The organism is Bacteroidota bacterium, assembly GCA_023957335.1.
Taxonomy (GTDB): Bacteria; Bacteroidota; Bacteroidia; order NS11-12g; family UBA955; genus JALOAG01.
The window spans coordinates 315,810-335,678 of sequence record JAMLHC010000004.1; the positions used below are offsets into that span (position 1 = coordinate 315,810).

Below are 19,869 nucleotides of genomic sequence, written 5' to 3' on the forward strand. Positions count from 1 at the left end.
TCATGTCAATCGAATATATATCAACGCGTGAAGCCATTCATAAAGTTGAAATTGCCCATCATACATACCGCAAGAACCTAAATTCATTTCAGAAACGACCCATTGCACAAATCAGAAAAGCAGGAAAAATTTTGTTAGCTCGCAAACAAGAGTTTGCCAAAATAATTTCTACCGAAATGGGCAAACCCGTTTCAGAGTCAAACGCAGAGATTGAAAAATGTGCTCTTAACTGTAATTATTATGCAGACCACTGCGATGAGTTTCTTCAGGACAGAGAATACGACACTGATAACTACCATGCCATTATACGATATGAGCCGCTGGGAGTTATTCTGGGAATTATGCCTTGGAATTTTCCTTTCTGGCAAGTATTTAGGTTTGCTGTTCCCACAATTCTTGCGGGCAATACCGTTTTGCTTAAACATGCAGACAATGTACCTCAATGCGCACGCATACTGGAAGAGATTTTTCTCAAAGCCGGTTTTGACGAAGGGGTGTTTCAAAATCTGCCTTTAGAGGAAAAAAATGTGGTACAAATCATAGAACATCCCTTTGTTAAAGCCGTTTCTCTGACCGGTAGCGAACGAGCCGGTTCAATCGTGGCTTCTCAGGCAGCCAAAGTAATCAAGAAATCAGTTTTGGAATTAGGTGGAAGTAATGCCTTCATTGTGTTGGACGATGCAGACTTGGACAATGCCATAGAAAAAGCTGTAAATGCCCGATACCGCAACGCTGGACAAAGCTGTATAGCTGCTAAAAGATTTCTGATTCAAGAAGGTATTTACAATCTGTTTTTAGAAAAATTTGCAGCTAAAGTCAAAGCTCTCAAAATGGGCGATCCGCTTGACCCCGAAACGGATATAGGACCTTTGGCGCGAATAGATTTAGCAGAAAAATTGGAGACACAAGTCAATCAGTCGGTTAAAATGGGTGCCAAAGTATGGGTGGGCGGACACAGAGGAGATAGGTTCTACGAACCCACTATCCTTACTGAAATTACACCCGAAATGCCGGTTTTCAAAGAAGAAATATTTGGTCCGGTGGCTGCAATAATAAAATTTAAAAAATTTGAAGATGCTATCAAACTGAGCAATCAAACCAATTTTGGACTGGGAGTATCAATCTGTACACGCAATGTAAAAGAGATTGCGCAAAAAGTACATTTGTTTGAAGAAGGTTCTGTATTTTTTAATCAGTTGGTGCGCTCAGACCCCCGACTTCCTTTTGGAGGTGTTAAACATTCGGGATTTGGCAGAGAGCTTTCCGAAGACGGAATACGTGAATTTGTGAATACAAAAACAATTTTTTTCCCTAAATAAAATGACCTCAATAAATCATTATATAGAATCTTTTTAATTTAGATATTGGACTAAATTCATCCCTAAAAGACCATAGAAATCAATACATTTGCAACCCCATTAAAAAAATAATTGTAACAGACATGAGTAATAAAAAGCCCCAATCAGTAAAAACAATCAGTATTAACGGGAAAAGTTATAACTATTGTTCACTCAAGGATTTGCCGGGTGGAAAGAACATCGAGCATCTGCCTTTCAGTATCAGAATTTTATTAGAAAATGCGCTCAGAAACCATGACGGTTTTACCGTTACTGACGATCATATAAACACATTGATGAATTGGTCGCCTGAAGCAACAGACAAGGATATCCCCTTTATGCCGGCTCGAGTTCTTATGCAAGACTTCACCGGAGTTCCTGCGGTGGTGGACATGGCTTCTCTGCGTTCTGAATTTATCAGACATGGAAAAGACGGTCAAAAAATTAACCCTGCTATCCCTGTGGATCTTGTGATTGACCACTCTGTACAGGTTGATTACTATGGGACAGATTATTCTTTTGATAAAAACGTAGAACTTGAATTTCACAGAAACAAAGAGAGATATGAATTGTTGAAATGGGCTCAGAAAGGATTGAAAAACTTCACCGTTGTGCCTCCGGGCATGGGAATCTGCCACCAAGTAAACCTTGAATATTTGTCCAAAGGGGTGATTGCACGTGATGGATGGTTGTTTCCGGACACGTTGGTAGGAACCGACTCACATACCCCAATGGTAAACGGAATTGGAGTGATTGCATGGGGTGTAGGCGGAATTGAAGCCGAAGCAGCCATGCTTGGACAGCCCAGTTTCTTTACATGTCCGGAGGTAATCGGTTTGAAACTAACCGGAAAAATCCCCGCTGCTTGTACTGCTACTGACCTTGTACTGTCTATTACCAGATTGCTCAGAGACACCGGTGTAGTTGGAAAATTTGTGGAGGTATTTGGTGACGGACTCAAAAACCTATCAGTTACTGACAGGGCAACCATCGGAAATATGTCACCTGAGTTTGGCTGTACCGTAACCTATTTTCCAATTGACGAACGCACACTGGAGTACATGCACAAAACCAACAGAAGCGAAGAACAGATAAAGATTGTAGAAGAATATAGCAAACAAAATTTATTGTGGAGAACAGGTAGTGAAAATATCAAGTATTCACAGATAGTAGAACTTGATTTAGCAACACTTGAGCCTACTGTGGCAGGTCCTAAACGCCCTCAAGACAAAATTTTTGTAAAAGACCTTAAAAACCAATTTTCTATCTCACTCAAAGATGAGTTCTCCAGAGATTATAAAGACTTGTTAGAAAGAAGAGAATGTGCATGGCTTGGTGAAGGCGGTTCAGGCACTGAGTTTACTTACAACGAAATCCATGATTCCAGCCACAAAGAGGTAATCAAAGACGGATTAAAATCGGTGAGAATTAAATTCAAAAATGAAGAATATTTGTTGAGTGACGGAAGCATTGTAATTGCCGCCATTACAAGTTGTACCAACACTTCTAACCCTGCTGTGATGATGGGTGCAGGATTGTTGGCAAGAAATGCAATTGAAAGAGGGCTGAGAACCAAACCATGGGTTAAGACATCTTTGGCTCCCGGTTCTCAAGTTGTAACACACTACCTTGAGCGTTCCGGATTAAACAAAGATTTGGATGCTTTGAGATTCCACACCGTTGGGTATGGATGTACTTCTTGTATAGGAAACTCAGGTCCGCTGCCTCCGCATATCGCAGAAGCAGTTGACAAAGGAAATCTGGTTACTGCGTCTGTATTGTCAGGAAACAGAAACTTTGAAGCAAGGGTACACCCACAAGTTAAAATGAACTTTCTAATGTCGCCCATGCTTGTAGTCGCTTATGCTTTGGTGGGTAGAGTGGATGTAGATTTAATTCACGATCCGCTTGGTTATGACCCCAATGGAGAGCCTGTTTATTTGAAAGATATTTGGCCCAGCACAGAAGAAATTACCGACACGATTAATGAATGTGTGAAACAAAGTGATTTCAAAGAAGTATATGATGTGATTTTTGATGGCTCAGAAGATTGGAAGAATCTGGAAATATCTTTGGACGAAAATTTCAAATGGGGAGAAAACTCAACCTATATCAAAGAAGCTCCTTTCTTCGAAAATATCAGTGCTGCCACCAAAGAAATTAAAAACATCATGGGTGCAAAAGCACTGCTATTCCTTGGTAACTCTGTTACTACTGACCATATTTCACCTGCGGGCGGTTTTAAACCTGAAAGTGCTGCCGGTAAATATCTGTTGGCTCATGGAATTGAAAAATCCGAGTTCAACTCTTATGGTTCACGCAGAGGAAACCATGAGGTGATGATGCGCGGTACTTTTGCTAATGTTCGTATCAAAAACATGATTCCAAACGTAAACAAAGAGGGCGGATACAGTATCTATCAACCTACAGGCGAAGTGAAAACCGTATATGAAGTAGCTATGGACTACATGAAAGACAAAACACCTTTGGTAGTGCTTGCCGGCAAGGAATACGGCTCCGGTTCTTCTCGTGACTGGGCTGCAAAAGGAACCTACTTGCTTGGAATCCATGCGGTAATTGCCGAAAGTTTTGAGAGAATTCATAGAAGTAATCTGGTTGGAATGGGCATTGCTCCTTTGACTTTTGTGGATGGACAAAATGCGCAAAGTCTTGGGTTAGATGGTTCAGAAACTTTTGATATCAAAGGTCTGGCTGATAACTTGACTCCACACAAATTGCTTGATGTTACTGCTACTCATTCTAATGGAAAAGTAACTCAATTCAAAGTGATGAACAGAATGGATTCTGACATAGAGATTGAATATTACAAAAATGACGGTATTCTTCAATATGTGTTGAGAAGCTATCTGAAAGAGAACTAATCTGTTTCGTACAATATAGATTTAAAGCCCGACTGAATGAAGTCGGGCTTTTTTATTGATTGAAAAGACCCGCTGTTATGATACTTGTTAGGGTTTCTCTCGTTAATAGTCATAAAACCACTCTCCATAAAATCTTCTTACCAATTCAAAATCATATCACTTAGATTTGCCACTCGATTAAGACAAAGCGTTATGAAAAAAACTACTAAAACCGCCTTGATTTTACTCTCCGGCTCATTGATTGGACTGGGAGTATTATCGGGTTGCTCAGGAAACAAATCAGAAAAAAACATGAAAGAAACAACACAAGTTACACCTAAGGATTCCACCTTTAATGTGAATGCAGAAGCTTTTGCAGACCTGCAATTATTACGCTATCAAGTTCCTGGATGGGACAAACTCACACTTCAACAAAAAGAATTTGCTTATTATTTATATCAGGCTGCACTTTGTGGAAGAGATATTATTTATGACCAGAGAGGAAAGTACAATCTATTACTAAGAAAAACAATTGAAGCAATTTGGGCTGATTCCACTATTCAAAGAACAGGGGCAGACTGGGGGCATTTTGCAACCTATGCAGGTCAGGTTTGGTTTAGCAATGGTATCTATCACCATTATTCCAATGATAAATTTACACCGGAATTTTCTTATGAATATTTTGCAGGTTTGGTTAAGAAAGTGAACCCAAATACCTTGCCTTTGCAAGAAGGACAGACCGTTGATAATCTATTGGATTTTCTCAACCAGCTTATCTTTGACAAATCATTTATGCCCAAAATGGTAAATCTCAAGGAAGGTATTGACCATGTGGTTGAATCTGCCAACAATTTCTATGAAGGGGTTACAGAAAAAGAAGTAGAAAAATATTACAGCAAATTTCCTCATACCGGCAAAGACCCTGAATGGGGATTGAACAGCAAAACAACCAAAGAGAATGGCAAAGTAGTTGAAAAAGTTTGGAAATTAGACGGTATGTACGGTGCTGCTATTGAAAAAATGATTTATTGGATTGAAAGAGCTATTCCTGTGTCCGAAAATGAACATCAAAAAAAGGCACTTGAGATTTTGGTTCAATATTACAAAACCGGTGACTTGAAACTTTGGGATGAGTATAGCATTGAATGGGTTGCAAACACAGAGAGTACTATCGATTTCACTACCGGTTTTATTGAAGTTTATGGTGATGCGCTCGGCAAAAAAGGCAGTTTTGAATCCGTCCTTTCATTAAAAGATTTTGAAGCTACTAAGAGAATCAAAGCCATTTCTGATCAAGCACAATGGTTTGAAGACAATTCACCCTTGATGCCCGAACACAAGAAAAAAGAGGTAAAAGGAATCAGTGCCAAAGTTATTACTACCATAGTTGAATCAGGAGATGCTGCACCCAGCACCCCTATAGGTATCAACCTTCCCAATTCAGACTGGTTGCGTAAAGACTATGGTTCTAAATCTGTATCGCTCGGTAATATTGTGGATGCTTATGACCTAAGCAGCAAAAGCAGTGGATTTCTTGAAGAATTTGTGATTGATACGGCAGAAATTGCAAGAGCCAAAAAATGGGGAACACTGGCAAGTAACCTTCACACTGATATGCACGAATGTATAGGACATGCTTCGGGTCAAATCAATCCGGGTATTGCCACTCCTGACAAGACTCTGAAAAATTATGCATCCACTTTGGAAGAAGCTCGCGCTGACTTGGTAGGTTTGTATTATGCCATTGACCCTAAATTAGTTGAAATTGGTGTGATGGAAACCATTGAAGTGGGCAAAGCCGAATATGATTCCTACATGAGAAACGGCTTGATGACCCAATTGACCCGACTTAAGTTAGGTGATGAAATCGAAGAAGCACACATGCGTAACAGGGCTTTGGTTGCTTATTGGTGCTATGAAAAAGGCAAAGCAGACAATGTGGTTGAAATGTACAAAGTAAACGGCAAAACTTATGTGAGAATCAATGATTACAACAAACTAAGAGACTTGTTCGGACAGTTGTTGCGTGAAATTCAAAGAATTAAATCAGAAGGAGATTACAATGCAGGTAAAAATCTTGTTGAAACTTATGGTGTTAAGGTGAACCAAGAACTTCATAAAGAAGTGTTGGATAGATATGCCAAACTCAATCTGAAACCTTATAAAGGGTTTATTCAACCCAGACTTGTTCCGGTATTGCAAGGAGATAAAATCATAGATGTAAAATTAGAATATCCCGAATCTTTTTACGGTCAGATGATGGAATATGCCAGAGATTATTCTCTTCTGCCTATTATGAATTAAGTCTTTAATCAATTGAACAAAAAGGGTTTTCGGTTTTCCGAAAACCCTTTTTTTATGAGCGTAAATCAAGCTTGTTATTTTTTGAAGATAAAATAAACGGCAAGCACCAAAAAAATAAACCCGATGAGATGGTTCAATCGCAATGATTCGCCCTTAAAAACCAAGAGAGTAAAACCTGTAAACACAATCAGTGTTATCACTTCTTGAATCACCTTGAGTTGCCATATAGAGAAAGGACCTCCGTTGCCTTCAAATCCGAGTTTGTTTGCCGGTACTTGGGCAGAATATTCTAATAATGCGATTGACCAACTCAATAGAATTACTTTGACCAGACCAATATTGGCAAACCACGAATATTCTTTCAGTTTTAAATGTCCATACCAAGCAATGGTCATGAAAATATTGGACAATAGTAGCAGCAAAATAGTATAAACTCCTCGCATATAATTTTGGATAATGGGCAACAAATGTATCGGAATTATTCAGCCAATCGACTTTTTCCCTTACTAAGCTAATCCACTATCTTTGCTACGTGCAAACTCTCGACAAGATAGAAGCATTCAGGGCATCACCGCAATTAGTGGAAAAACTATATCAATACGGAATTGTAAAGCATTTCAAAGCCGGGGATATTGTGCTGGATGACAATGCCCACATCAGTTCTATTCCGATTGTAACCCAAGGGATTCTCAAAGTGTTTAGAGAAGAAGAAGACGGACGCGAAATTCTGCTTTATTATATCAAAGCCGGAGAAAGTTGTATCATGTCATTTTTAGGAGGATTACATAACGAAACAAGCAAAGTCAGGGCAGAGGTTGAAGAAGATGCCGAGATTCTGTTTATTCCGATTGAAAAAATTTCCTTTCTGATAAAAGAATTCCCTCAGTGGTTGGATTATATCTTTAAATTGTATCACAAAAGATTTGAAGAACTCTTGGAAGTGGTAAATGACATTGCATTTAAAAAAGTGGATGAAAGGTTGTTTGATTTACTCAAAAAAACTGCTGAAGTAACCGGCTCTCATACCATTGTCATGACACACGAACAACTTGCCCAAAAATTGGGTACTGCCAGAGTCGTAGTATCAAGGCTTTTGAAGCAATTAGAAGATTCCGGCATTGTGAAACTCGGCAGAAACAAAATCGAACTGCTTTCCTAATATGGCACACAAAGCTATGCTCTTGTTCTCTGTTTTTCTCTTGGGCATTTTGTCAACCCATGCAAGCATTCATACGGATACTTTGCAATCACATTCAAGTGCATATCATTTTTCAGCCACAAAACTCATTATACCCGCCATCGGAATAGGTTATGGAGTGGGAAGTCTCACGATTGGCAAGTTAGAGCGAGTCAATATGCAATGGCAATCTTATGTTCAACAGCATTTGCCTTATCAATCCAAAATAGATAATGGACTCCAGTTTGCTCCCATTATAACAGTTTATGGACTCAACCTTGTGGGTATCAAAGGAAAACATAAATTATTGGATTTGACTGTTATCTATGCCATGACACAAATGGTTTCGGCTGCATTGGTATTACCCACCAAGCATACTGTCAGAGAAAAACGTCCTGATGCTACCGGCACAACTTCATTTCCCTCAGGGCACACTGTAACCGCGTTTTCGGCTGCTCACTTAATGTTCAGAGAATACAAAGACAAGAATATTTGGCTGGGAATGATGGGTTATCCTTTTGCCTTTGCTACCGGACTGATGCGCACGGTAAACAACCGACATTGGTTGGGAGATGTGGCTGCAGGTGCAGGAATAGGGATTTTGTCAACTGAAATTGTATATTGGCTTTTTCCATATATCAGTAAAAAGTTGCATGCCAACAAGGGAATAAGCCTCAAACCTTTTTACAATCACAACCATCCGGGTGTAGGCTTGGGCTTTGTGTTTTGAGTGCAAATTATTCCAACATCATCTCTCGGATATACTTTACAGGAGCATTGCCATAGCTAAGGAATTTCTCATTGAAAGATTTCAATTCAAAATGCTTTCCCTCTTTTTTCTTAACAAACTCGCGCAAATCATAAATCTCTTTGTATCCGGTAAAATAACTCATTAACTGAACACTGCTAACACTTACACGCGTCCATTTGCCACGTGCTTCTGCTTCTTGCTGAAATGCTTCATCCATTAACAAATGCAATGCTTGCGGCTCGGTCATTCCTTTTACATGAACACTATAATCCAGAATAGCGTTGCAAACGGTTCTCAGATGCCATTTGTACCACATGAGCCACATTTCGGGTTCATTGTTTCCATATCCGTTTTCTAACATCATCTGTTCGGTATAAACTGCCCAGCCTTCTATCATGGCTCCGTTTGCAAAAATACTCTTGACAAGACTTGGGTTTTGGTTGGCATAAACAAGCTGAGTGTAGTGTCCCGGAATGGCTTCGTGTATATTGAGAATTTGCAAAATATAATGGTTGTATTCCCTCAAATGGCTTTCTGCCCTTGCGGGTGTCCATGCTTCAATGTTGCCGACATTGTAATATGTGTTGCCACCCTTGTCATAAGGACCGGGAGCGCTGATAGACGCTATTGAAATCCCTGCCATGTATGCAGGTTCTTTTCTGACCACCAAGGGTTTTGATTCGTCAATATAGAGTAAATTCTTTTGTTTAATAAAAGCAATTAATGACGGCAGTTGTGCTGCAATGGATTCTTGATATTCAGAAGCTTGGACATGGTTGAGGGATATTGTGTCTATAATCTGACGGATGGCTTTGAGTTTGTCCTCAGGCATGGGTTTGTTGCCAAAATACTTTGACCACAATTGTTGTGTAATCTTAAACATTTCTTCATGTAGGAAGTTCTTGCGAATGAGGGCTGAATCATAAATCTGCTGAGCGGTATAGATTGACTGTATATCAAATCCAAATTTCTTTTCATAAAGTGTGTTTCCCATCCTGAAATCTCGTGGAGTGGGGTTGGGCATGGTATCCAAATAATGGATGAAGTCTTTGATGGCAGTAACAACTTTAGCAATATTGTCTGACATGGTTTGTTTGTCAGCATCAGACAAGGTTGAGTGTTGCACAGAATCTTTGAGGTCGGTTTCAAAAACTGATAAGCCGCCTGTATTTTGTTGTTTGGCAAGTGTAGTCAAAATAATAACAGGGTCTTTCAAATTGCTTTTGGCAGCCTCATAATAAGCCGGTATTTTGTACAATCGGTGGCGGATATCTTGCAAACGCTTATCCAACGGAGCATAGTTTTCTGACAACATAAAAGCAATTAGTCCACTCACATTGTATTGTGAGGGATCCCACTGATATGATTTTTCTTCATCTATTTGCCAAATGATTCTGTTGAGTTGATTTTCAATCAAGTGATAATCAATTTTCTGAGAATTATCGAGTGAGTTTAATTCAAAACCATGCAAACTGTCGAGATTACTTTGTGCAAATTGCCTTTGTGCATGGCGTGTTTGTTCATTAGGAATTTGGAGTAGTGTATCATTGTGGTGATATCCTACATTGGTTGCCCATTCGGGGTACTGTATCCAAAACTGCTCTATAAACTTGTTTTGATAGTCATCAAAAGCCACATTGTTTTTCATTTCATTTGTTGTTTTGTGATTGCTGCAGGCTGCAATCAATAAGGCAACCGTGCTTATGCATAAGGGTTTCAACATGCAGACAAAGCTAAAGCAAATTTTTTTAAATCTATTTTATAGAATACCATTTGTTGCCCAAGTTAAAATTTGAATTGGGTTATATAAATGTAATAAAAACTCCATTTTCTTCCATTGGAAAAAGTGGCACCCATGTGTTTTATTTGAATTTAGGCTATAAGCTATAATGTTACTGTTTATCAGTACCAAACAGCATTATAACCTAAGCCCTTTTTACATTCATTTAATTAATGCATTTTTGCCAAATTAATAAATCAGAACCATGAAATTTCGTTTTATGCATGTATTGGCACTAGGATTTGCCATCGCTATCAATCTGTTATTGAGCCATGATGCACAAGCTCAGTTATTCAAAAAGAAAAAGAAACCGGCAGCTGTAGCAGAAGCCCCCGCATCCCGACCCGGTTATGAAAATTTTGACAAAAAAGTCAAAGGGATGCAAAAGATTGAAGGCTTATTTACTTTTTACAGAGACACAACCACAGGTGCGATGTATATGTCCATTGATAATAATCAGATTGGACAAAAGTTTATCTATTTTAGTTATTCTGAGAATGGACCTGCCAGTGTAGGGTTAATTCGTGGAATGTATAGAGGAAGCAAGGTTTTTCAGATTGACAGATACTACAATCAGATTGAATTTAATACCCAAAACAACAGCTTTTATTTTGACACACTCTCTGCGCTCAGTCATGCTAGAGATGCTAACGTGGTGCCGGGTATGATGGCAAGTGAAAAAATAATTGCGGCAAATACAGATTTCAGCAAATTTTTGATTTCTGCAGATAATATTTTTTTGAAAGAAACACTTGAACAAATCAAATCCACACCATTGCCTATGGGTTATTCCTTAGGTTCATTAAGTCCCACCAAGACCAAATATGTCAATGTAAGAAGCTATCCGGAGAATAGTGATATAATTGTAAAATATGTATATGACGACCCGTTTCCAAAATCTGTAGGAGGTGCAGGCACAACTGAAAGAAGATATACAGAGACAGTGATTCAACACAGTTTTATTAAGGTTCCGCAAAACAATTTCAAACCCAGACGTGATGACCAGAGGGTGGGTTATTTTACTACCCAAAGAAATGATATGACCACTTTTGAAGCGGTAAATTATCGCGATTATATCCATCGTTGGAATCTTGAGAAAAAAGACCCCAATGCTGCTGTATCAGAGCCGGTCAAGCCTATTGTATGGTGGATTGAGAACACTACTCCCATCGAATACAGAGAAACTATCAAAAAAGCTATTTTGGAGTGGAATATTGCATTTGAAGCAGCCGGTTTCAAAAATGCTGTTGAAGTCTATGTGCAACCCGACACCGCAACATGGGATGCCGGTGACATCCGCTATAATGTGATGCGCTGGACAAGCTCACCAAACCCTGCTTTTGGAGGCTATGGACCCAGTTTTGTTAATCCACTTACGGGTGAAATCTTAGGTGCGGACATCATGTTTGAGTTTGTTTTTATGACCAACCGTTTAAGCAGTGACAGACTTTTTAAACTTACTGCTATGCCAACCAATAACCCTTCCGAATATCTTGAAATGTTAATGGATTCGTTGCACCATACCCACCATGACCATGATTTTGGTACTACACATTGTAATTTGGGTGAAATATTGCAACAACAAACTTTGTTTGGAATCACAGCACTCAGAGCCATGGGCGGAACACAAGTACAGATTGACAGATTCTCACAAGAAGCTTTGTATTATCTTGTGTTGCATGAGGTTGGTCATACGCTCGGACTCACGCACAACATGAGAGCTACGCAAATGTTATCGCCCGAGGAATTACAAAATATTAATATTACACGTATCAAAGGAACTGCAGCTTCTGTGATGGATTATCCTTCCATGAATTTTGCCAATGTATCCGGACAAGAAGTACAGCAGTACAACACCCAACCCGGTCCTTATGATATTTGGGCAATTACATACGGATATTCACAAGGACTGAACGATGAAGCGGCAGAAGAAGCTAGGTTAGAAAAAATACTCGCGCGGTCAATCGAAAAAGACCTTGCTTATGGAAATGATGCGGATGACATGCGTTCACCCGGTAAAGGAATTGACCCTCGCGTAAATATTTTTGACCAGAGTAACGATGCCATGCTGTATGCCGAAAACCGAATGAAGTTGGTAAACAAAGTTTTCGAAAGTGTTAAACAAAAATATGTATCAGAGGGAAAAAGTTATCATGAATTGCGCAATGCCTATATGTTGCTCACAGGAGAATATGCCAAACAAGGCGATGTCATTTCACGATATGTTGGAGGAGTATATGCTGAAAGATTTATGGCAGGACAAAAACCCGGCTCAAAACCCTTGACACCGGTTGCTTTGCAAGACCAGAAACGAGCCATGAAACTGCTTACGGATTATGTCTTTGTGCCCAATGCATTGCCCGTTCCGGACTCTTTGTTGCCATTTTTACAACCCCAAAGACGCGGATTCGGTTTTTTCTCCAATACCGAAGACCCTAAACTGTTGGATAGACACCTCGCTATGCAGGCGATGCCCTTGGAACATCTGCTCGCTTTCACTACGCTCAAAAGGATTTCAGATTCCCGAATGTATGGAAATGAATATACACTTAATGATTTGTTCAACGACTTGAACAACGCTATTTTTAAGGCGGATATCAATGGAAATGTGAATTTGCAAAGACAAAATTTGCAGATTTATTATATTGATTTGCTCGACAGAAATATTAACTCAATTTATAAAATGTATTATGATAATCTGTCTATTGCCCGCATGACGATTGCTTTGCAAGACATCAAAAAGATGGTTCAAGCTGGCGTGAATTCAGGTAATGAAGAAAGCAAAAATCACAAGAAATATTTGTTGTACAGAATAGACCGTATTTTGGATTATAACAAGTAAAATGTTGCGCCACACCCTCATATCAACCTTTTTAGTATTTAATTTTGTCATGATAAGTCAGGCGCAGGATATAGTATATAAAGTAAGTATAGAAAATCCGCAAACTCATTATGCAACGGTGCAGATTGAAGTAAAAAACTGCACAAGAACTGAAACTCATTTAAAAATGCCTGTTTGGACTCCGGGTTCTTATATGGTTCGAGAGTTTGCCAGAAATGTTGAATCCTTTGGTGCATATAACAACGAAGGGAATGCTTTGGAATGGAAAAAAGACCGGAAAAACGCATGGTTGGTAAAAAACGGGAACACAAAGGATTTTGTAATCCGCTATCGTGTTTATGCCAATGAAGTATCGGTCAGAACTTCTTTTGTCAACAGCGAAACTGCATTTTTATTGGGAACAAGCCTGCTGATGTCGGTAGAAGGCTTTGAAAAAACTGCGGGTAAAATTGAGATTGTACGCCCTAAGCATTGGAAAAATATGGCTTCCGGATTGAAAGAAATCAAAGGTGAGCCAAATTGTTTTGCATTTTCTGATTATGATGAATTGGTGGACTGTCCCATACAAATAGGAAATTTTGATATACTGAACTTTGATGTACAGGGAATTCCTCACTATGTGGCGTTGATTGGCGACAATAATGCCAATAAAAAACAATTGACTAAGGATATGCAGAAGATTTGCAATGCGGCTTTTAAGGTTGTGGGTAAAGCAGACATGGATAAATATTGGTTTTTTATTCAACATGTTGAGAATGCAGGAGGAGGTCTTGAGCACAGAAACTCTGTTTCGGTTGGGATGTCTCCCCATAACTACGCTGACCCTGTCAAATACAAAGGGTTTCTTGGCTTGGTAGCACACGAGTATTTCCATGTATGGAATGTAAAAAGAGTGCGTCCTATTGAATTGGGTCCTTTTGATTATGACAATGAAAACTATACGCAACAACTGTGGATTGCAGAAGGTTTTACGAGTTACTATGACAAAAAACTGTCCTACCGCGCAGGATTTCTGACTCAAGATGAATTTTTGGGAAGAGTGGCAGGGATGATTTCATATTCAGAAAATACAGTGGGAGCCAAGTATCAAAGCCTGGCAGAATCTTCTTTTGACGCATGGATAAAGGCATACAGACCGAACGAAAACAGTGTGAACTCGTCCATCTCATACTATACAAAAGGCTCACTTGCCGGAGCGTTGCTTGATTTGACCATTATCAAAGCCACTTCCGGTCAAAAATGTTTGGATGATTTGTTTCAATATCTGTATGCAGAATATTACCTGAACAAAAAACGAGGTTTCACCGAACAAGAGTTCAAAGCAGCCGCAGAAAAGGTCGCGGGCATGAGTTTGGACTCGTATTTTGAACAAATAGTTTATGGAACTGCTACACCCGACTATGCCGAACTGTTTGCCTCCTTCGGCATAGATTTCAGTGCAACACCTAATCAAGACCCTTATCTGGGATTGGTGGTTGCAAGAAAAGGGTTGCAAACCGTAATCAGCAGCATTTTAAGAAATTCAAATGCAGCCTTGTCAGGGTTGGAAGCAGGCGATGTCATCTTATCAGTCAATGATATAGAACCTGCCGACAATTTTACTGAGTTTCTTAATGTATTTGAACCCAAGCAAACACTCACATTGAAGATAAAAAGAGGTGACAAAGAGTTGCAATTCAAGCTTGAATTTGAAGAAAACCCCAACAAAGTTTTCAAATTGACACCTTCTGCTCAAATCACTCCAAATCAGCAAAAGTTGTTTGACAAATGGGTGCAGAGAGCGGGGTAGCAATGTGTAAAAGGAGAATAGTGATGACGCTTGTTTCTGATGGACTTGCAAGCAGCATCAGTCTATTTTGGGTTTCGCTTAAATCACGAATCAATATTAATAATGTTATTTTGCACGTATCATAGTTTCATTTGTTTTGGAACTAAAACGAATTAGAAAAAAATGGAAAGTAAAGCAAAGAAATTAGACGATTTGAGCGTTATTGAACAAGTTTTGGAAGGCGAAAGATCTGTATATGAAGTTTTAGTCAATAAATACAACTCCTATCTTTATAAAGTAGGAATGGCTTATGGATACAATCACGATGACACACAAGATTTGATGCAGGATACCTATTTGGATGCATTCAAAAATTTAGCACAGTTTGAAAAAAAATCTAATTTTAAGACATGGTTAGTGAAGATAATGCTGAATAACTGTTACCATAGAAAACAGAAGTATAGTTTTATCAAAGAACAGGCATACGATGAATTAAAAGAAAGTGCAACACCCATGTTTGCTCATGCAGAATATGACACTTATGCTCAAGTTTACAACCACGAACTGAGTAACATTTTACATAAGGCATTGCACAGTATCCCAAACGAATATCGCTTGGTATTTATGTTCAGGGAAATGAATCGTTTCAACGTATCCGAAACAGCCGAACTTACCGGATTGAGTGAGTCCAACGTTAAAGTCAGACTCAACAGAGCTAAGACCATGCTCAAAAACCAACTGATGAAATCGTATAATATTCAAGAACTCTATACCTTCCATGCGGTTCATTGCAATCCATTCACCGCCAAACTTATGAAAATAATAAACGAGCATTAATTTATGTCTAAACCCAAAAAAATCAAAAGAGAAACAGACGGAATCGTATATTCCACCGAACCTGATTTTGTATTTGCAGACTTGTTTGCCAAACTGCAAACCGAAGATAATGTAAAACCCAATCAACAAAAACTCAATATCCGTATGGAAAACAAAGGACGTGGAGGCAAGACCGCAACCTTGATAGAAGGGTTTAAAGGCTCTGATGATGAGTTGCAATCACTTTGCAAAAAACTCAAAACACATTGTGGCGCTGGAGGTAGTATTGTGGAAGGAGAAATCTTAATACAAGGCGAACACAGAAAGAAAGTCATGGATTTTTTGCAAAAACTTGGATATAAAACCAATAAAGCACTCTAATTCTTAGCTCCTTATTTTTCGCGAATCAGCGTGATGACACCCGTTTCCCTATAATCCTTTCCATCAATCGGGTCAGAATAATACAATAAAAAATAATAGGTACCATCCGGACAAGGCTGGTTTGGGTCATTGGAAACGCCCCCATTCCAAGGTTTGTCCACTTGTGGATTGTACTTATACAACTCTACTCCCCAACGGTTGTATATGATACATTGCGCATTATTAAAAACCTCCAACGTAATTTTAAACTCATCATTCACACCGTCCTTGCCGGGCGTAAATACATTCGGGAATTCCAGTTTCTTTTTTAAACATTCACTAAACGTAATCTCAACAGAGTCTGTTGCCTGACAACCATGTTCATCAGTAACTGTGAGTGTTACCAATTCATTTTGAGAACACAAATAGTTTTTGGCGTGCGAACCTGTATGCCACTCAAAATCATAATTAGGATTGGTTTTGGGTACAACCAAATAGTCCGGTTGTTTGCAAATAATAGTATCATTCCCCAAGTCTAATTCTGGCGGGCTGAATAGGGTAATAAATTTTGAAACCGTATCTTCCGGACAATCGCTGTCCGGCTTGCTACCCATGAGTTTTACTTCATATCTGCGGGATTTTGTGAATGTAAAAGAAGCTGTATTTCCACTTGCGGTATTGCCATTCTCAAAGTCCCATTTGAGATTTGTATAACCCTTGTTAATGGCAGTAAAATCAAATTTCTGAGGAGTGTTGCAATACATAAAATCAGCAGGGTTGAGGGTAAAATTAAGTTCTAAATTTTCATAGGCAGAACCCATAGCCAGCGCATAACTTTCATCTTTTCCGTAACCATACAAATAAGCACTAAAAGGGTCAATAGATTCCAAAGTATGGAATTGCGACAAAACCGGAACGGTAACAACTTGTTTGCCCGCACACGTTGCAGCAACCGTATTGCCTGTAATACTGTTAATTGCGACTCCATCCAGTAAAACATATGCAGGATTGATACAAATCACACTCAAGAAAGCATACGCAATATTGGTAGTAAGCGGAACACGCAAAAATGTGGATTTCACTTCCTGTCCTTCGGGCACAAGTCTGAACATTGAAGGATCTGCCATGTGTTGAGGATGCCCGTTACATTCGCTTGATTTAATCAGTTGCACCACCGAAATAGGCTTGTCAGCATGAATACATCTAACATTGTTGGTACTGTAGTCAGGTGTAACTTGCTCTCCTTTATTCATCGTATAGGTGGGCACTCCGTCAATGCTGACCGTTGTGCCATTCTCTTTTGCGACAATACTCAACATATACCCGGACATGCCCGTAAGTGGAACACTGTAAAAATCCGTACCCCAAAAACTTATGGGCAACTCTTGTTCCCACAAATGGTCGCAACCTGAGCAACCCACATTGTAATTGACTTGTGAACACTGCGAGCCTGAAAAAACCACCAACTTTTTGCATCCATTGGCAACTCGAATCAATGTTCCTGCCATACTATTGCTGTCTTTACTCTGTACTTGGTACGTTTCTCCTCGTTGCAGCATGACGGTAAAAGGTATTCCGGCAACTTTGCCCAATCGAGTGTCATGTGTAGGAGTAATTTCCACCGAAGTGTTGTCTTCAACTGCAACCACCATAAACTCTGAAGAAAAAGAATTGGAGCCTCTGAAAGTATTGATAATGTAGCGCCCCCCCCGTGGTATAAATTCCAGCGGTACCAGACTGATAGCATCAGTACTGTTAGGTGCATTGTTTATGGCAAGGACACTGATAGCTGTGTCTGAACTAATATAAATACCTTTGTTTTGAGCACTCTCTGACCCTGCAACGTACACAAGAGCGACTGGAAGGGAAACCAAGGTGTCTCTGTTCGACCTGAGCGAAAAACTGATGTTACCCAGAACAGGTACTGAAATGTTGATGTTGGAAGGATAACGGCTTGCAAAATGCAGATTCAGTGATGACGGGGTAGATGCATTTTCCATAAACCCAACCCAAAAGGCTTTGCCGGTATTGGAGGTCTGATTTTGAGCAAATAGTGATATGCCGGTCAGCAAGAATAGGCAAGTAACACTGTATGACATGATTGCTCTTTTGAACACGTTGCAAAGATAATTTGCTTAAAGGTTTGTTAATAATATTTAAAAAAAATCCGAAAGCAGGGCTGTTCTCTTAGTCCGGATATCCTTCACCGGGTAATTCAAACAGTAATTTATTTAAAAAATGCACCCCAACTACTGTGTGTTTTTCTGACTAAAAAACAACTCCAATTCTATTGGGGTTTAACAAATCAATCTTCGTTTTCTGAATATTCATATTCTTTCGATTATTTAATATCTAATTCTATTCTCTTAAAAAGTATCTGCAAAGATAATCAAGAACAATGAAGCTGAATACAGACTGGTGTCAAAAAATACATTCGCTTGCGTGAATGGAAAGTTTAGTTTAGTATTGCAGATATTTAGGAGTTACCTGCTATGTTAGGACGAACGTTCACAACGACATACTTTGGCGGACAGACAAACTAACTTTGCAGAAAACGGGGAAGCTGAAAACCGACCAGAGTAAGCACAAACAAAAAAATAAAGTAAAATGAAAAATTACCAATGCAAAAAATGTAAGACACACATTACTAATGACAAATCACCAAGCAGTTTTAATTGCCCAGGTGGTGGAATGCACACTTGGACAGACTTGGGAGAAGTCGGACCCAACAACTATCAATGTAAAAAGTGCGGAACGCTTGTAAAATCCAAAAATTCGCCATCTTCATTTAATTGCCCTTCTGGCAGTATGCACACTTGGACAAAACTGTAAAATGAAACCAAACATATTTAGACTTGCAACAAAGGAGCTGTCGCAAGACGGCTTCTTTACTTGGCTTTTACAGTGGGCAGACAACAACCATAAACAACACGACCAAAATCTAAATGAAACCGCAAAAGACTTTGTAAGGTTGTTACTTGGGCAGACACCTGACTACCAAGTCAACAAAGTTGAAGCTGGCAGACAATGGAACAACATTGACATTTGGGCAGAAGTTAATGATGAGTATTTCATCGGTATTGAAGACAAAACAAATACTGGGGAACACTCCGAACAATTGGAACGCTACAAGGACATTGCTACCAATCACTACAAAGACAAAAATCACAAACTTGTTTTTGTTTACCTCAAAACTGGCAATGAAAGTTTATCTACTCTCAAAAAAATCGTTGAAAAAGGCTACTCAACAGTTGACAGAAAAACCATTTTAAGTGTTCTAAACAAAAGACCAGTAACAAATGAAATATTTAATGACTTCAAAGACTATTTGACCGTAATTGAAAATGCAACAAACTCATTCACCAAGTTTGACAACATCACTTCAGAATGGAAAGCAGGTGAAGGTTTTTACATTAAGCTCCAAGAACATATAAGCGAATGGACAGACTGGCGATATGTTGCCAATCAAATGGGCGGTTTTTTAGGCTTTTGGTATCACTGGACAGGAACTGATGAAATTGGTGAGATTTATATTCAAATTGAAAATGCTTTTGAATATGGCATCAAACTCGTAATAAAAATTGCTGACTGGGAACCAAGCACAGACACTTTGTATCGTTTATTAAATGAAATAAAACCATACGCAGAAAAAAACGGACTTACAATTACTAAACCTGACAAATACCGAGCTGGTTCGACATCAACATTAGCAATTGTTCAAAACGCTTTTACGGTTGACAATGACGGAAACATTGAACTTGATAAATTTATTATGACGTTAAAAAACTTAGAAAAAACTCTTGACGAATACTGCAAAGACAAAGAAACACAGCAGGTAACAGCGGTTTTGCAATAGCGGGGCTGACGTGCTTC

At 39.1% G+C, this 19,869-nt stretch carries 14 protein-coding genes; 11 read left to right on the forward strand and 3 right to left on the reverse strand.

Annotation, left to right across the window (positions count from 1 at the left end; translation table 11 throughout):
* Positions 1 to 2: 2 nt before the first annotated feature.
* From M9892_09660 to M9892_09670, 3 genes are all read left to right on the forward strand, one after another.
* Complete coding sequence (locus tag M9892_09660) at positions 3 to 1,319, forward strand: NAD-dependent succinate-semialdehyde dehydrogenase (protein ID MCO5254615.1); 1,317 nt, start codon at positions 3 to 5, stop codon at positions 1,317 to 1,319.
* A 122-nt stretch (positions 1,320 to 1,441) separates the two neighbouring features.
* Complete coding sequence (gene acnA, locus M9892_09665) at positions 1,442 to 4,219, forward strand: aconitate hydratase AcnA (GenBank protein MCO5254616.1); 2,778 nt, start codon at positions 1,442 to 1,444, stop codon at positions 4,217 to 4,219.
* A 192-nt stretch (positions 4,220 to 4,411) separates the two neighbouring features.
* Entirely contained in the window at positions 4,412 to 6,502 is a 2,091-nt protein-coding gene (locus M9892_09670) for a dipeptidyl peptidase 3 (protein MCO5254617.1), read from the forward strand.
* Positions 6,503 to 6,576: 74 nt separating this feature from the next.
* Here the strand turns inward: M9892_09670 and M9892_09675 are convergent, their stop codons facing one another.
* On the reverse strand, positions 6,577 to 6,945 hold the full coding sequence (locus tag M9892_09675) for a DMT family protein (protein MCO5254618.1): 369 nt from the start codon (positions 6,943 to 6,945) through the stop codon (positions 6,577 to 6,579).
* 89 nt (positions 6,946 to 7,034) lie between these two features.
* Between M9892_09675 and M9892_09680 the strand changes: the two genes are divergently transcribed.
* Together M9892_09680 and M9892_09685 are read left to right on the forward strand one after the other, a co-directional pair.
* On the forward strand, positions 7,035 to 7,661 hold the full coding sequence (locus M9892_09680) for a Crp/Fnr family transcriptional regulator (GenBank protein MCO5254619.1): 627 nt from the start codon (positions 7,035 to 7,037) through the stop codon (positions 7,659 to 7,661).
* A 1-nt stretch (position 7,662) separates the two neighbouring features.
* Entirely contained in the window at positions 7,663 to 8,409 is a 747-nt protein-coding gene (locus tag M9892_09685; protein MCO5254620.1) for a phosphatase PAP2 family protein, read from the forward strand.
* A gap of 7 nt (positions 8,410 to 8,416) precedes the next feature.
* On the opposite strand, the gene M9892_09690 is transcribed toward M9892_09685, so the two are convergent.
* Positions 8,417 to 10,078: a DUF885 domain-containing protein gene (locus tag M9892_09690; GenBank protein MCO5254621.1), complete on the reverse strand. Its 1,662-nt coding sequence runs from the start codon at positions 10,076 to 10,078 to the stop codon at positions 8,417 to 8,419.
* Positions 10,079 to 10,415: 337 nt separating this feature from the next.
* Here M9892_09690 and M9892_09695 point away from each other — a divergent pair, with 337 nt between their 5' ends.
* From M9892_09695 to M9892_09710, 4 genes are all read left to right on the forward strand, one after another.
* On the forward strand, positions 10,416 to 13,052 hold the full coding sequence (locus M9892_09695; protein ID MCO5254622.1) for a zinc-dependent metalloprotease: 2,637 nt from the start codon (positions 10,416 to 10,418) through the stop codon (positions 13,050 to 13,052).
* Between the two features lies 1 nt (position 13,053).
* Positions 13,054 to 14,841 carry a PDZ domain-containing protein gene (locus M9892_09700; GenBank protein ID MCO5254623.1) on the forward strand — a complete coding sequence of 596 codons (1,788 nt, stop codon included), beginning with the start codon at positions 13,054 to 13,056 and terminating at the stop codon, positions 14,839 to 14,841.
* A 162-nt stretch (positions 14,842 to 15,003) separates the two neighbouring features.
* Complete coding sequence (locus tag M9892_09705) at positions 15,004 to 15,657, forward strand: sigma-70 family RNA polymerase sigma factor (GenBank protein MCO5254624.1); 654 nt, start codon at positions 15,004 to 15,006, stop codon at positions 15,655 to 15,657.
* A gap of 3 nt (positions 15,658 to 15,660) precedes the next feature.
* The gene (locus M9892_09710) at positions 15,661 to 16,017 is read left to right on the forward strand and encodes a translation initiation factor (GenBank protein ID MCO5254625.1); all 357 of its coding nucleotides are present in this window, start codon (positions 15,661 to 15,663) and stop codon (positions 16,015 to 16,017) included.
* An 11-nt stretch (positions 16,018 to 16,028) separates the two neighbouring features.
* Here M9892_09710 and M9892_09715 read toward each other — a convergent pair whose 3' ends face one another.
* Positions 16,029 to 18,113: a gliding motility-associated C-terminal domain-containing protein gene (locus M9892_09715; GenBank protein ID MCO5254626.1), complete on the reverse strand. Its 2,085-nt coding sequence runs from the start codon at positions 18,111 to 18,113 to the stop codon at positions 16,029 to 16,031.
* A gap of 490 nt (positions 18,114 to 18,603) precedes the next feature.
* Here M9892_09715 and M9892_09720 point away from each other — a divergent pair, with 490 nt between their 5' ends.
* Together M9892_09720 and M9892_09725 are read left to right on the forward strand one after the other, a co-directional pair.
* A complete protein-coding gene (locus tag M9892_09720) occupies positions 18,604 to 18,828 on the forward strand; it encodes a hypothetical protein (protein MCO5254627.1) in 225 nt (74 codons plus the stop codon).
* A 1-nt stretch (position 18,829) separates the two neighbouring features.
* Positions 18,830 to 19,852, forward strand: a complete 1,023-nt coding sequence (locus M9892_09725) for a PD-(D/E)XK nuclease family protein (GenBank protein ID MCO5254628.1) — start codon at positions 18,830 to 18,832, stop codon at positions 19,850 to 19,852.
* Positions 19,853 to 19,869: the final 17 nt, after the last annotated feature.

Bases quoted from the DNA above. Each gene is read 5' to 3' on its own strand.
- M9892_09660 (MCO5254615.1), top strand. From the start codon at position 3: ATGTCAATCGAATATATATCAACGCGTGAAGCCATTCATAAAGTTGAA.
- acnA (MCO5254616.1), top strand. From the start codon at position 1,442: ATGAGTAATAAAAAGCCCCAATCAGTAAAAACAATCAGTATTAACGGG.
- M9892_09670 (MCO5254617.1), top strand. From the start codon at position 4,412: ATGAAAAAAACTACTAAAACCGCCTTGATTTTACTCTCCGGCTCATTG.
- M9892_09675 (MCO5254618.1), bottom strand. From the start codon at position 6,945: ATGCGAGGAGTTTATACTATTTTGCTGCTACTATTGTCCAATATTTTC.
- M9892_09685 (MCO5254620.1), top strand. From the start codon at position 7,663: ATGGCACACAAAGCTATGCTCTTGTTCTCTGTTTTTCTCTTGGGCATT.
- M9892_09690 (MCO5254621.1), bottom strand. From the start codon at position 10,078: ATGAAAAACAATGTGGCTTTTGATGACTATCAAAACAAGTTTATAGAG.
- M9892_09695 (MCO5254622.1), top strand. From the start codon at position 10,416: ATGAAATTTCGTTTTATGCATGTATTGGCACTAGGATTTGCCATCGCT.
- M9892_09700 (MCO5254623.1), top strand. From the start codon at position 13,054: ATGTTGCGCCACACCCTCATATCAACCTTTTTAGTATTTAATTTTGTC.
- M9892_09705 (MCO5254624.1), top strand. From the start codon at position 15,004: ATGGAAAGTAAAGCAAAGAAATTAGACGATTTGAGCGTTATTGAACAA.
- M9892_09710 (MCO5254625.1), top strand. From the start codon at position 15,661: ATGTCTAAACCCAAAAAAATCAAAAGAGAAACAGACGGAATCGTATAT.
- M9892_09720 (MCO5254627.1), top strand. From the start codon at position 18,604: ATGAAAAATTACCAATGCAAAAAATGTAAGACACACATTACTAATGAC.
- M9892_09725 (MCO5254628.1), top strand. From the start codon at position 18,830: ATGAAACCAAACATATTTAGACTTGCAACAAAGGAGCTGTCGCAAGAC.